Origin of the sequence: Pseudomonas sp. NFACC51, from assembly GCF_900103575.1 — a bacterium.
Lineage (GTDB): Bacteria > Pseudomonadota > Gammaproteobacteria > Pseudomonadales > Pseudomonadaceae > Aquipseudomonas > Aquipseudomonas fluorescens_Q.
In genome coordinates, this window is the sequence record NZ_FMXH01000007.1 from 168,644 (window position 1) to 181,629 (window position 12,986).

A 12,986-nucleotide genomic window follows, 5' to 3' on the forward strand; every position below is an offset into this window, starting at 1 on the left:
GAGACCGACATGCTCGATTCCAAACTGTTACGTAGCAACCTTCAGGACGTAGCGGACCGCCTGGCATCCCGTGGCTTTGCCCTGGACGTCGCGCGCATCGAAGCGCTGGAAGAACAGCGCAAGACCGTCCAGACCCGCACCGAAGCCCTGCAGGCTGAACGTAACGCGCGCTCCAAATCCATCGGTCAGGCCAAGCAACGCGGTGAAGACATCGCGCCGCTGATGGCCGATGTCGAGCGCATGGCGGGCGAGTTGAGTGCCGGCAAGGTCGAACTGGACGCAATCCAGACCGAGCTGGATTCGATCCTGCTGGGCATCCCCAACCTGCCTCATGAGTCGGTGCCGGTCGGGGAAGACGAAGACGGCAACGTCGAAGTGCGCCGTTGGGGCACGCCGACAACCTTCGATTTCCCGGTGCAGGACCATGTCGCCCTGGGCGAGAAATTCGGCTGGCTGGATTTCGAAACCGCCGCCAAGCTGTCGGGCGCCCGTTTTGCCTTGCTGCGTGGGCCGATTGCCCGTCTGCACCGGGCCCTGGCGCAGTTCATGATCAACCTGCACGTCACCGAGCACGGCTACGAAGAAGCCTACACGCCGTACCTGGTCCAGGCCCCGGCCCTGCAAGGCACTGGCCAGTTGCCGAAATTCGAGGAAGACCTGTTCAAGATCAGCCGCGAAGGCGAGGCCGACCTGTACCTGATCCCCACCGCCGAAGTGTCACTGACCAACATCGTGGCCGGCGAAATCGTCGACGCCAAGCAACTGCCGATCAAGTTCGTCGCCCACACGCCATGCTTCCGCAGTGAAGCCGGGGCGTCGGGCCGTGATACCCGCGGCATGATCCGCCAGCACCAGTTCGACAAGGTCGAGATGGTCCAGATTGTCGAGCCGTCGAAATCCATGGAAGCGCTGGAAAGCCTGACCGCCAACGCCGAGAAGGTCCTGCAGCTGCTGGAACTGCCATATCGCACCCTGGCACTGTGCACCGGCGACATGGGCTTCAGTGCGGTCAAGACCTACGACCTGGAAGTCTGGATCCCGAGCCAGGACAAGTACCGCGAGATTTCCTCGTGCTCCAACTGCGGCGACTTCCAGGCCCGTCGCATGCAGGCGCGTTTCCGCAACCCGGAAACCGGCAAGCCGGAACTGGTCCACACCCTCAATGGCTCCGGCCTGGCGGTGGGTCGTACCCTGGTGGCGGTGCTGGAAAACTACCAGCAGGCCGACGGTTCGATCCGTGTGCCTGAAGTGTTGAAGCCCTACATGGGCGGCATCGAGGTCATCGGCTAAATGGACTATTTGCCACTGTTCCACAACCTGCGCGGCAGCCGCGTGCTGGTGGTCGGCGGCGGCGAGATTGCCTTGCGCAAGTCTCGCTTGCTGGCCGATGCCGGTGCGCTGCTACGGGTAGTCGCACCCGAGATCGAGCCGCAGTTGCGGGAGCTGGTTAGAGGCAGCGGTGGCGAATGCGTCCTGCGTGGTTACGTCGAAGCGGATCTGGACGGCTGCGGCCTGATCATCGCCGCAACCGACGACGAACCGCTCAATGCCCAGGTCTCGGCAGACGCTCATAAGCGTTGCGTGCCGGTCAACGTGGTGGACGCGCCGGCGCTGTGCAGTGTGATCTTCCCGGCGATTGTCGACCGTTCACCCTTGGTGATCGCGGTGTCCAGTGGCGGCGATGCGCCGGTGCTGGCGCGGTTGATCCGGGCCAAGCTGGAAACCTGGATTCCGTCGACCTACGGGCAGTTGGCTGGGTTGGCGGCGCGTTTTCGCAGCCAGGTCAAAGGCTTGTTTCCCGATGTGCAGCAACGACGGGCGTTCTGGGAAGACGTGTTCCAGGGCCCTATCGCCGACCGGCAACTGGCCGGGCAGGGCGCGGAAGCCGAGCGTCTACTGCGGGAAAAGATCGATGGCCAGGCGCCGAACGCGCCGGGCGAAGTTTATCTGGTGGGCGCCGGGCCGGGTGATCCGGACCTGCTGACCTTCCGCGCCTTGCGCCTGATGCAGCAGGCCGACGTGGTGCTGTACGACCGCCTGGTGGCGCCGGCGATCCTGGAACTGTGCCGGCGCGACGCCGAGCGCATCTACGTCGGCAAGCGCCGTTCCGAACACGCCGTGCCCCAGGACCAGATCAACCAGCAATTGGTCGACCTGGCCCGCCAGGGCAAGCGCGTGGTGCGGTTGAAGGGGGGCGATCCGTTCATCTTCGGGCGCGGCGGCGAAGAGATCGAAGAACTGGCAGCCCATGGCATTCCGTTCCAGGTCGTCCCGGGCATCACCGCGGCCAGTGGTTGCGCGGCCTACGCCGGGATCCCGCTGACCCATCGCGACTATGCCCAATCGGTGCGTTTCATCACCGGCCATCTCAAGGATGGCACCAGCGACTTGCCGTGGGCGGACCTGGTTTCGCCTGCCCAGACCCTGGTGTTCTACATGGGCTTGGTGGGGCTGCCAGTGATCTGCGACGAGCTGATCAAGCATGGCCGTGCGGCGGATACGCCAGCGGCACTGATCCAGCAGGGCACGACGTCCAACCAGCGGGTCTTTACCGGCACTTTGGCGGACTTGCCACGGCTGGTGGCCGAGCACGAAGTTCATGCGCCGACCCTGGTGATCGTCGGGGAAGTGGTGCAACTGCGCGAGAAACTGGCGTGGTTCGAAGGGGCTCAGGGGCAGGTCTGAAGCCGTGTAGCTGATCGTTCCCACTCCCGTGGGAACGCCGCCCGGGACGCTCCGCGTTCCGCCTTGGAGTGACGCAGAGCGTCACCGGATGCATTCCCACGCGGAGCGTGGGAACGATCTTAATCGCGCTGCCAAATCCCTTTCCCACTCAACCTTCCCCGATCATGGGCAACCCTGAAATCCTGCTTCGGCCCCTTGGGCACGATTCCATTGGGGTTGATGGTCTTGTGGCTGCCATAGTAATGGCCCTGGATATGCGTGAAATCCACGGTCTCGGCAATGCCCGGCCACTGGTACAGCTCCCGCAGCCAGTTCGACAGGTTCGGGTAGTCGGCGATGCGCCGCAGGTTGCATTTGAAGTGCCCGAAGTACACCGCGTCGAAGCGGATCATCGTGGTGAACAGGCGGATGTCGGCCTCGGTCAGGTATTCGCCAGCCAGGTAGCGGCGGGTTTCCAGTAACGCTTCCAGCCAATCCAGTTCGGCGAATAGCCGGTCGAAGGCTTCTTCATACGCGGCTTGGGTCGTGGCGAACCCGGCGCGATACACGCCATTGTTCACCGCCGGATAAATCCGCTCGTTCAACGCGTCGATCTCGCCGCGCAGGTGTTCGGGGTAGAGGTCCAGGCCGTTGCCGGTCAAGCCGTCGAAGGCGCTGTTGAACATGCGGATGATTTCCGCCGATTCGTTGTTGACGATGCGCTGTTGGCGTTTGTCCCAAAGGGCCGGAACCGTGACGCGGCCAGTGTAGTCCGGCGTGTCGGCGGTGTAGCGCTGATGCAGGAATTGCAGATGGTCGAGCTTGTCGCCGGTGGAGCCGTGGGCCTTGTCGAAGGTCCAGCCGTTTTCCAGCATCAGGTAGCTGACCACCGAGACATCGATCAGCGCCTCCAGGCCCTTGAGCTTGCGCACGATCAGCGTGCGGTGGGCCCAGGGGCAAGCCAGGGAGACATACAAATGGTAGCGCCCGGCCTCGGCGGCAAAGCCGTTCTCGCCCGAGGGGCCAGCGCTGCCGTCGGCGGTGACCCAATGACGGCGCTGCGCCTGTTCGCGCTGGAAGGTGCCGTCCTTGCTTTCATACCACTGGTCCTGCCAGCGGCCCTTGACCAACAAACCCATCTGGATGTCCTCGCTCAATAATCATTGGAGACGAGTCTATTCCCATAGGTTCGAACTAAAAGCGCAAAGGTTGGGCGTTAATGATCGGTTAAATCGAACGATCCCGAGCATCCCAATACCGCCGGGCTTTATCGAACGCTTCTTCGCGAGCCAGGCCCAGGCCACGCAAGGCCAGGGCCATGGTGGCGATGAGCGCCAGTTGCGGGTAGCTGTCTTCGACGTCACCGCGCCAGATCGCTTTCAAGTGCTCGGGATCGAGGTTTTCCGGTTTGACGTGGCGCTGCTCGGCCAGTCGCGGCCATTCTTCATCCCAACTGACGCCGCCGGTGGTGCCGTACAGGTGGCTGTCAGCGTCCGGGTTGATTTCGATCTCGCCGCCGTCGCCCTTGATCACGATGGCGGTATCACCGAGCAAACCGCTGGCGTCGCGATGCACGGCTTGGTAGCCCGGGTGGAAAATGCTTTGCAAGCCGCAACGGGCGGCCAGAGGGTTGAGGATGCGTGCCAGTGAGTGGATCGGCGAGCGCAGGCCCAGGGTGTTGCGCAGGTCGATCATCCGCTGCATCTGCGGCGCCCAGTCCACCAGCGGCATGAAGGCCAGGCCGCCGTTGTCCAGCGCACTGCCGACCTGTTGCCAGTCACGGCATAGCGGGATCTGCAAAAACGCCAACAGTTGTTCGGTGTAGAGCCGGCCCGCCGTATGAGCGCCGCCGCCGTGCATGAAGATCCGCACGCCGTTCTGCCCAAGGCACTTGGCCGCCAGCAGGTACCACGGCAAATGGCGCTTCTTGCCGGCGTAGGTCGGCCAGTCGAGGTCCACCGCCAACGCCGGGACCACCAGGCGTTCACGCAGGGCCTCGGTGAAACCGGCCATCTCCTCGGCACTTTCTTCCTTGTGCCGCAGCAACATCAGGAAGGCGCCAAGCTGGGTATCCTCGACCTTTTCGTCGAGCACCAGGCCCATGGCTTCGCGGGCTTCTTCGCGGGTCAGGTTGCGGGCGCCGCGCTTGCCTTTGCCCAGGATGCGCACGAACTGGGCGAACGGGTGTTCGGCCGGGGTCTCAAGGGTCAGCGATGGAAAGTCGGTCATAAGCAATTCGTCGGTTTGGGCAGGCCCGCCAGCTTGGCGGCGAGTTTGGCGGGAGTGCCTTTGAACAATCGGTTCAGGTGCAGGCTGTTGCCTTTGTCCGCGCCCAGTTTCAGTGCCGTGTACTTGATCAGCGGCCGGGTCGCGGGGGAGAGCTGGAATTCGTTATAGAAGCCGCGCAGCAGTTCGAGGATCTCCCAGTGTTCGGGGCCCAGCTCGATGTCTTCGGCAGTGGCCAGGGCCGTGGCGACCTCGGCCGACCAGTCGTCAAGGTCGGCCAGGTAGCCGTCCTTGTCCAGCGCGATGGTGCGGTCGCCCACCTTCAGCGTCTTCATAGCCAGGTGTTGACCTTGTCGTGCTCGATCGACAGCTCGACGAAACCCGAGTAGTTGATGGCTTCGGCCCAGTCTGGCGTGTCCAGGGCGCGGGCCTGGAGGTCTTCGGCAAGCACGAACAGGTTCACGCCAGCGGCCTGCAGCACTGCAAACGGTGGGCTGCCCGGTTGCAACGCGTACGTCGCGTCGCCGCACAGCAGCAGCGCATCCTGATTGCCCAGTACCCGCAGGCAACTGGCGAGGCGGTTATCGCCGAAGGGCGAATGAGACAACACGTGCAAAGTCGACATCAGAGGGTGATCACCTGGTCGTAACGGTCAATGAGCGCGGCGATTTGCGGCGCGGTCAGTGCTTTCATGTCGGCCAGCGCCAGGGTGTCGAGGGCGACACCGCGTTCGGCGGCGCTGTCGGCACAGACAAACAGGTCGTCGACGCCAAACATCGGCAATGCCTGCAAGTTCGCGCTCAGGTCCTTTTGCTGGACGGCCTTGGCGTTTTGGCCGCTTGTCAGTTGGAATACCCCGTCATCGAGAAACAGCAGGCCGATGGGCAGGTCGAAGGCGCCGCCGGCCAGGACGATGTCCAGCGCTTCACGGGCGCCGGGGCCGGACCAGGGGGCCTGGCGGCTGATCAACAACAAAGACTTGGCCATCACGCGCCTCCAAAGCAGATCAAACGGTCGGCGCCCTGGATCGCATCGTGCAACTGGCCCAGCCCGGACAAGGTCCAGGGTGCCTCGACGCTAACCGCCGAGCGCTGGTAGCGCTGGGCCTCTTCCTCGTTCAACACCCCACGGCGCAACGCCGCCGCGATGCAGACCACACCGTCGAGCTGGTTGTCGCTGACAAAGGTTCGCCACTGCTGGGGCAGGTCCTGTTCGTCCTGGGGCGTGACGACACTGGCGCAGGCGTTATAGACGCCGTCCTGATAGAAAAACAGCCGCACGATCTCATGCCCGCCCGCCAGCGCAGCCTGGGCAAACAGCAAGGCACGGCGCGAGGAGGGCGCATGGGCGGCGGAAAACAGCGCAATGGCGAACTTCATGACAGACCCGATCAGCAAAACTGCGGCCATGATAAAGCTTTATTGGCGGTGGGGCGATTGCCAGAAAACGGTGAGACCGTGTGGCGAGGGAGCTTGCTCCCGCTGGGGTGCGCAGCGGCCCCAACTCATCCGCTGTGGTTTGGCTGACACACCGCGTTGGGAGGTTTTGGGGGCGCTACGCACCCCAGCGGGAGCAAGCTCCCTCGCCACAGGGGGGCAGTGCTAGACCTGAAGTCCGTGCAACTCGCAATACTCCGCCCATTCCATCCCTGCCATCTCCGCCACTTCCTTGTGCACTTCCAGGCGCTGGGCTTGGTAGTCCTGGGGCGAGGTGGCGGTCAGTTGCAGGGTCAGTTCCCAGGCAAACAGGCCCAGGCGCTCGGCCTCGGCTTCGAACGCTTCATGCAACCGCTCGGCGCGGTACTGCGCGGCGGTCTCGCCCTTGGCCTGGGCCAGCAGCGGGTTGAGGTGGTCCAGTTCGTGGCGCAGTTCGGGGCGCTCATCGAGAAACTTTGCCAGGGCCCGTTCGTGTTGCTGTTCGGTTGCCGCCATGGTCACTCCTTGGGGGATGCAGACTGCTTCTTGCTGGCCTTGGCCGCAGCCGCCAGGCATTCGAGGGCGAACTGTTCGGTGTAGGTCATCTGGATCGGCGTGGTTTCGCCCTTGACGGTCCGTTCGCCGTCGAGGATGTAGCGAACCCGCTTGTCGGTGACGCCGATGCGCTTGGCGATCCAGGACGGTGTCTGGCCGATCTGGCTGATCAGTTTGTCGGCATATTCCGGGGTGGGCTTGTAGAACTCGGCGTTGGGAGTCATGGGGTGTTCCGCTTGGCTGGTGGCAATGGCGCGACAGGGTGCGCGAATCGCAGGCCGATGTCCCGTGTAAATTTCAGTAAAGCAGCACGAAGGCCCGGGCCGCAGTGCTACAGTCCGTTTTTTTCTTGATGAGTGAACGCAATGCGAATGTTGACCGTGGCCCTGGCCGCGACCTTGCTGGCCGGCTGCGCGGGTTCTGCGATGAACGAGGCCCGGACCCAGGCCCCTTACAAGACCCTGACCTCGGACAAACCCGAACAGGTCGTGGCCCAGTGCGTGCAGTTCTCCTGGCAGGACGAAGCAGTGTTCGGTGTCGATGCTGGCGCCTACCTGCAACCGGGCAAGAAGGGGGGCTCGACGGTCTACACCCGCTCCGCTGAATCGTTTGTCGATTTGCACGCCGGTGCGACGGGCACCGAGTTGAGTTATTACGCCAAGCATGACGACTTCGTGGCCAAGCGTCGGTTGGCGGCGTTGGCGACGTGTCTTTGAACAGATAGACCGATCGCGAGCAGGCTCGCCCCCACGGGTTTGAGGCTTAACTGATCGGCATTACCCACAGGGACTGGTTTTTAGTCAGAGGGCGTCAGGCGCTTCTGGAAGAAGAAGTGCTGGTGGCCCGGGGGATAGTCGTCGATCTGGCCGATTTCCGTGAAGCCGTGCCTGCGGTAGAACTCCGGCGCCTGGAAGTCGAAGGTGTCCAGCCAGATGCCCACGCAGTTTTTCTCCCGGGCCAGTGCTTCGGCCATCTGCATCAGGGTTGAGCCGGTGCCCTGGCCTCGGGCCTGTTCCGGCACCACCAGCAGCTCGATATACAGCCAGCGGAAAAACACTCGGCCATAGAGCCCCCCGACGATTTCGTCGTGTTCATCGCGCACCAGCCAAGCCACCAGTTCAGGCACCGTCCCGCCGGTCTTGGCCGTGTTATAGGCGCGCAGCGGAGCGAGGATGGCTTGGCGTTCTTCGTCGGTGGGCGCGTCCGTGCGTTCGATTCGTAGCGTCATCGGCAATGTCCTTATTCAGTCAAGATTAACCGCAGGAGCCTATCCCAAAGGCTACCGTGGCGTCACCCGGTCGGCTTGGAAACAGGCGCATTACGCAAACCGGGCCATACTAGCTAGTTGCTTGATGCGATCGCCGACTGTTTAAAACAAGAAGAGGCCGAGTCATGAAGTTCGAATCCTTAGCCCGAACCCTCATTGCCATATCCCTGACCCTCAGCTGTTTGTATGCCCAGGCCGCCTCCCAGGCACCGGTGGCCGCCGAGAACGGCATGGTGGTCACCGCCCAGCACCTGGCGACCCACGTGGGTGTCGACGTGCTCAAGAACGGCGGCAATGCCGTGGATGCGGCGGTGGCGGTGGGGTATGCCTTGGCGGTGGTGTATCCGGCGGCGGGCAATCTGGGCGGGGGTGGGTTCATGACCCTTCAAATGGCCGATGGCCGCAAGACGTTCCTGGATTTCCGCGAAAAGGCCCCCCTGGCCGCCACGGCCAACATGTATCTGGACAAGGACGGCAACGTCATCCCCGACCTCAGCACCCGCGGACACCTGGCCGTGGGCGTGCCCGGCACCGTCTCCGGCATGGAGTTGGCGTTGAAGAAGTACGGCAGTAAACCGCGGGCGGAGCTGATCGCCCCGGCCATCAAGTTCGCCGAGGAAGGCTTCGCCCTGGAGCAGGGAGATGTCGATCTGCTGGAAACAGCCACCGATGTGTTCAAGAAGGACATGCGCGACTCCGGGGCGATCTTCCTGCACAACGGCGAGCCCATGCAGGTCGGCCAGAAGCTGGTGCAAAAGGATCTCGCCAAGACCCTGCGGGAAATCTCCGCCAAGGGTGCCGACGGCTTCTACAAGGGCTGGGTCGCCGATGCGCTGGTCACCTCCAGCCAGGCCAACAAAGGCATCATCACCCAGGCCGACCTGGACAAGTACAAGACCCGCGAGCTGGCCCCGGTGGAGTGCGACTACCGCGGCTACCACATCATCTCGGCGCCGCCGCCCAGTTCCGGCGGGGTGGTGCTGTGCCAGATCATGAACATCCTCGACGGTTATCCGATGAAGGACCTGGGGTTCCATTCGGCCCAGGGCATGCACTATCAGATCGAAGCCATGCGCCACGCCTACGTGGACCGCAACAGTTACCTGGGTGACCCGGACTTCGTGAAGAACCCCATCGACCATCTGCTGGATAAAAACTACGCCGCCAAGCTGCGGGCCGCGATCGAACCGCAAAAGGCCGGCGACTCGCAGAAGATCAAGCCCGGCGTGGCGCCCCATGAGGGCAGCAACACCACCCATTACTCCATTGTCGACAAGTGGGGCAACGCCGTCTCGGTCACCTACACCCTGAACGACTGGTTCGGTGCCGGTGTCATGGCGAGCAAGACCGGGGTGATCCTCAACGATGAAATGGACGATTTCACCGCCAAGGTCGGCGTGCCCAACATGTACGGCCTGGTGCAGGGCGAAGCCAACGCCATCGCGCCGGGCAAGGCGCCGCTGTCATCCATGAGCCCGACCATTGTCACCAAGGACGGCAAGACGGTCATGGTGGTGGGCACCCCGGGCGGTAGCCGGATCATCACCGCGACGTTGCTGACTATCCTCAATGTGATCGACTACGGCATGAACCTCCAGGAGGCGGTCGACGCTCCGCGTTTCCACCAGCAGTGGATGCCGGAGGAAACCAACCTGGAGACGTTCGCGGCCAGCCCCGATACCCGGAAGCTGCTGGAGAGCTGGGGGCACAAGTTTGCCGGCCCGCAGGACCCCAACCACATCGCCGCGATCCTGGTCGGCGCGCCGTCATTGGGTGGCAAGCCGGTGGGCAAGAACCGCTTCTATGGCGCCAACGACCCCCGTCGCAACACTGGGTTGTCGCTGGGGTATTGAGTCATCGCGCGGCTCCGATAATGTTTGAAGAGGGAAGGTCATGAACACCGCATTGCTGATCATCGATGTCCAGAACGCGCTGTGCTCAGGCGAAGAGGAATGCTTCGACAGCCAGCGCATCATCCGGACCATCAACGACCTGGCGGCCAAAACCCGGGCCCTCGGCTTGACGGTGATCCTGATCCAGCACGAAGAGTTGGAAGGTTCGCTGACCTATGGTTCTGCCGCCTGGCAACTGGCCGACGACCTGTTGACCGCAGCCGATGACCTGCGGGTGCGCAAGACCACCCCCGATGCCTTCTACCAGACCGACCTGCAACCGTTGTTGCAGGCCCGAGGCATCGACCGCCTGGTGATCTGTGGGCTGCAAACCGACTATTGCGTCAACGCCACCGTGCGCCAGGCCCATGCCCTGGGGTACGACGTGGTTTTGGTGGCCGATGCCCACTCCACGGTGGACAACGGCAGCATGGCGGCCGAGCAGATCATTGCCAATCACAACAACCGATTGGGGCGGCTGAGCAGTGCGGTATCGCGGATCGATGTGGTGCCGGCTGCTGAAATCCGCCTGTAGCCGATACTCACTGTCGGTACTGCGACGCAGGTTTGACTTGGGGGCACACTTGTGGCGAGGGAGCTTGCTCCCGCTGGGTTGCGAAGCGACCCTAAAATTTTTACGACCGCTTCGCGCTGGAGCGCCAGCCCGGTCGAGCGGGGGCAAGCTCCCTCGCCACAACAGCGGATGGCTCAGCATCGACGATGGTTTTTCACGGCGCGCCAAGCACCATCGTCCAGTACACCCCCGCATCACTGCGCGAATCGCTGGCGGAAGCGGCGCCCATCTGGGTGAACATCGGGTTCATCAGGTTGGCGCAGTGCCCCGGGCTGGCCAGCCAGTCGTGCATGGCCTGGGTCGGTGAGTGTTGTCCGGCGGCGATGTTCTCGCCCAATTTATGTCCGCGAAAGCCGGCGCTCTTGGCCCGATCGGAAGAGGAGCGACCGTCCGGGTCGCGATGGGCGAAATAATTCTCGCGGGCCATCGACCGGCTGTGGCCTTGGGCGGCGGTTCCCAGCGCGGCGTTCCAGCTCAGCGGCCGGGCCGCGGCGAAGCGCTGGCGCCCGCACATCCGCGGCTTGGCCCTGGCGGCGTTGACCTGGGCCAGCAGCGACTTGTCCGTCGCACCCGCGTCGCTCATCCGTGTGCCTCCCATGGGCTGCGCCAGCACCACGCGCCACTCATCACCGAGCCGATTGACGCCAATGTCGGCGTATTGGTTGTCCAGCAGTGCTGCGCAATGTTCGTCAGCCAACATTTCGAACGCTTCTTCGGCGTCCCGCGCATCGGTCAGGCGGATGCTGCGCACGGCCCGGGCCTGGTAGCCGGCGTCTTTCAAGGTCTCCCGCAGCCCACCGCGAAAGCCCATCGGCAAGCCCAGGTTCGAGCGCAGCACCAGCGGCGGCGTGGCACGCACCGTGCGCCATTCACAGCGGCGTGATTGGCTACGAAAATCGTTGATGGCGTCCACCAATTGCCTTTCGCCACGGGCGTGGACGGGGCTGGCAAATAAGGGAAACAGGGCAAGCAAGCACAGCGAAACGAAACGGCTAGAGCGAACAGGGTGGCGCATGGGGCGAACGGCTCAAGAAAGGGGAGGTGCTTAGCGCCAGGCTTGGCGCCGATCAGCTGGAAAACCCGGCGCTGCAGATCGGCGGGTTTTCACGGCTGGGGTAGGACTGTCGGTTTTGGAACAAGTTTCTGAGGACGAAGACTTTCTACGAGCTGGCACAACGGTGTTCAGTCAGTTCAATTCGCTGTTCCAGCCACAGGCACCTTGACCCGCTCGACCTTGCGATAGGTCAGCAATACGATGCCCGTCACCACAATCGCGCCACCCATCACCTGGCCCGGGTTGAGCATCTGGTCCAGTACCAGCCAGCCGATCAGCAGCGTGGCCAGCGGTTCGATGTTCATCACCGGGGCGTTGCGCGGCATGTCCAGGCGGGGCACGGAAATGAACAGCACAGTGAAGCCGGTGCCGTAGAGCACCACCAGGGTCGCCAGGGCGAACCAACCGGTGCTGCTGGCTGGCAGGTCGAAACCGCCGGGCAGGGCACCGGTCAGGCCGGCGAGGTTGACGCTGCTGAAGACGATGAAAATCGTCAGCAGGCTGCGCACCGAACCACGGACCTGGGACAGCTTGTGGTCGGTGATCCACAGCGCACAAGCGAACACGCAAGCGGCACAGAAGGCCAGGCCCACCCCCAGTAGCCATTGCGGGCCAACGCTCTGTTCAGACGATAACCGCGCCGGCACCTCCAGCACGAATACCAGGCCCACCAGGATCATCCCCATCAACGTGGCGGTGCGTGCAGTGGGCCGTGGCCCGCCCAGCGCCCAGGTCAGCAAGGCCAGCAGAATCGGAAAGACGTTGCCCACCAACAGCGCCAATGCCACCGGCACCCGGGCCACGGCCGAGTACAGGCACAGGCTCTGCGCAGCGATGAGCAACCCCAGCAGCACTTGCCAACGCCATGCGCCCGGCGGCAAACGCAGGCTCTGACGTTGCCACAGTACCATCGCGACCAACACCAGCAGCGTCCCGCCTGAGCGCAGCAGGATCGCCAGCAATACCCCGGCACCGTCATCGAACGCCGCTCGGGCGGCGACATGATTGCCGGCAAAGGCACAGCCCATGCACAGCAGAACGAGCACCGCGAGGTGACGGGGCAATGGAGGTGGGGCGTCAGGTGCAGCGGCGGGGCGAGTCATGGCAGGGTGTCTCAATAGTGGGCCGCCCAGGCAAATCGCCTTGGATCAGCTGTTTTTAGTTATAAGTCGTCGTACAACTTTGAGGGCTGTTTTTACCCTATAGGATTACAAGAGACAAGGTCGGGGTTGCGGGGGGAGCTCTACCTTTAAGTGAATGACCGCGCGCACATTGTCCTGCGCTTTGCTGTACAACAACCTGACCGTTGTGTCGTTTACAGCATTGCCCTTTGCGGAGC

16 protein-coding genes are annotated in these 12,986 nt (G+C 63.3%); 5 read left to right on the forward strand and 11 right to left on the reverse strand.

The genetic code is table 11. From position 1 onward, the window contains the following. Positions 1 to 9 precede the first annotated feature (9 nt). Both serS and cysG read left to right on the forward strand, forming a co-directional pair. Entirely contained in the window at positions 10 to 1,290 is a 1,281-nt protein-coding gene (serS, locus tag BLT00_RS15955; RefSeq protein WP_063320495.1) for a serine--tRNA ligase, read from the forward strand. Then, positions 1,291 to 2,685 carry a siroheme synthase CysG gene (gene cysG, locus BLT00_RS15960; RefSeq protein ID WP_092144491.1) on the forward strand — a complete coding sequence of 465 codons (1,395 nt, stop codon included), beginning with the start codon at positions 1,291 to 1,293 and terminating at the stop codon, positions 2,683 to 2,685. It abuts the gene before it with no gap. Between the two features lie 119 nt (positions 2,686 to 2,804). Here cysG and BLT00_RS15965 read toward each other — a convergent pair whose 3' ends face one another. The 8 genes from BLT00_RS15965 to BLT00_RS16000 form a co-directional block, all read right to left on the reverse strand. Further along, positions 2,805 to 3,803 (reverse strand): glutathione S-transferase family protein, encoded by a 999-nt coding sequence (locus tag BLT00_RS15965; RefSeq protein WP_092144493.1) that lies wholly within the window; start codon positions 3,801 to 3,803, stop codon positions 2,805 to 2,807. Between the two features lie 88 nt (positions 3,804 to 3,891). After that, the gene (locus BLT00_RS15970; protein WP_092144495.1) at positions 3,892 to 4,893 is read right to left on the reverse strand and encodes a glycosyl transferase family protein; all 1,002 of its coding nucleotides are present in this window, start codon (positions 4,891 to 4,893) and stop codon (positions 3,892 to 3,894) included. Beyond that, on the reverse strand, positions 4,890 to 5,225 hold the full coding sequence (locus BLT00_RS15975; protein ID WP_092144497.1) for a TusE/DsrC/DsvC family sulfur relay protein: 336 nt from the start codon (positions 5,223 to 5,225) through the stop codon (positions 4,890 to 4,892). Before BLT00_RS15975 ends, BLT00_RS15970 begins: the two co-directional genes overlap by 4 nt. Next, the gene (tusB, locus tag BLT00_RS15980) at positions 5,222 to 5,515 is read right to left on the reverse strand and encodes a sulfurtransferase complex subunit TusB (protein ID WP_063320500.1); all 294 of its coding nucleotides are present in this window, start codon (positions 5,513 to 5,515) and stop codon (positions 5,222 to 5,224) included. Before tusB ends, BLT00_RS15975 begins: the two co-directional genes overlap by 4 nt. Further along, positions 5,515 to 5,877 (reverse strand): sulfurtransferase complex subunit TusC, encoded by a 363-nt coding sequence (gene tusC / locus BLT00_RS15985; protein ID WP_072339595.1) that lies wholly within the window; start codon positions 5,875 to 5,877, stop codon positions 5,515 to 5,517. The genes tusB and tusC overlap by 1 nt, the downstream gene beginning before the upstream one ends. Then, positions 5,877 to 6,269 carry a sulfurtransferase complex subunit TusD gene (tusD, locus tag BLT00_RS15990; RefSeq protein WP_092144722.1) on the reverse strand — a complete coding sequence of 131 codons (393 nt, stop codon included), beginning with the start codon at positions 6,267 to 6,269 and terminating at the stop codon, positions 5,877 to 5,879. The genes tusC and tusD overlap by 1 nt, the downstream gene beginning before the upstream one ends. Before the next feature lie 222 nt (positions 6,270 to 6,491). Then, entirely contained in the window at positions 6,492 to 6,821 is a 330-nt protein-coding gene (locus BLT00_RS15995; protein ID WP_092144499.1) for a DUF6388 family protein, read from the reverse strand. Between the two features lie 2 nt (positions 6,822 to 6,823). Next, positions 6,824 to 7,084, reverse strand: a complete 261-nt coding sequence (locus tag BLT00_RS16000; protein ID WP_063320503.1) for a hypothetical protein — start codon at positions 7,082 to 7,084, stop codon at positions 6,824 to 6,826. A 141-nt stretch (positions 7,085 to 7,225) separates the two neighbouring features. Between BLT00_RS16000 and BLT00_RS16005 the strand changes: the two genes are divergently transcribed. Beyond that, complete coding sequence (locus BLT00_RS16005; RefSeq protein WP_013693699.1) at positions 7,226 to 7,576, forward strand: hypothetical protein; 351 nt, start codon at positions 7,226 to 7,228, stop codon at positions 7,574 to 7,576. A gap of 80 nt (positions 7,577 to 7,656) precedes the next feature. Here BLT00_RS16005 and BLT00_RS16010 read toward each other — a convergent pair whose 3' ends face one another. Further along, positions 7,657 to 8,088, reverse strand: a complete 432-nt coding sequence (locus BLT00_RS16010; RefSeq protein ID WP_063320504.1) for a GNAT family N-acetyltransferase — start codon at positions 8,086 to 8,088, stop codon at positions 7,657 to 7,659. Between the two features lie 164 nt (positions 8,089 to 8,252). On the opposite strand from BLT00_RS16010, the gene ggt reads away from it, so the two are divergent. Next, positions 8,253 to 9,980: a gamma-glutamyltransferase gene (ggt, locus tag BLT00_RS16015; protein ID WP_092144501.1), complete on the forward strand. Its 1,728-nt coding sequence runs from the start codon at positions 8,253 to 8,255 to the stop codon at positions 9,978 to 9,980. Between the two features lie 40 nt (positions 9,981 to 10,020). Next, a complete protein-coding gene (locus BLT00_RS16020; protein WP_063320506.1) occupies positions 10,021 to 10,554 on the forward strand; it encodes a cysteine hydrolase family protein in 534 nt (177 codons plus the stop codon). A gap of 193 nt (positions 10,555 to 10,747) precedes the next feature. Here BLT00_RS16020 and BLT00_RS16025 read toward each other — a convergent pair whose 3' ends face one another. After that, positions 10,748 to 11,608 (reverse strand): CAP domain-containing protein, encoded by an 861-nt coding sequence (locus BLT00_RS16025; RefSeq protein WP_092144503.1) that lies wholly within the window; start codon positions 11,606 to 11,608, stop codon positions 10,748 to 10,750. 176 nt (positions 11,609 to 11,784) lie between these two features. After that, entirely contained in the window at positions 11,785 to 12,750 is a 966-nt protein-coding gene (locus BLT00_RS16030) for an EamA family transporter (RefSeq protein ID WP_092144505.1), read from the reverse strand. Positions 12,751 to 12,986: the final 236 nt, after the last annotated feature.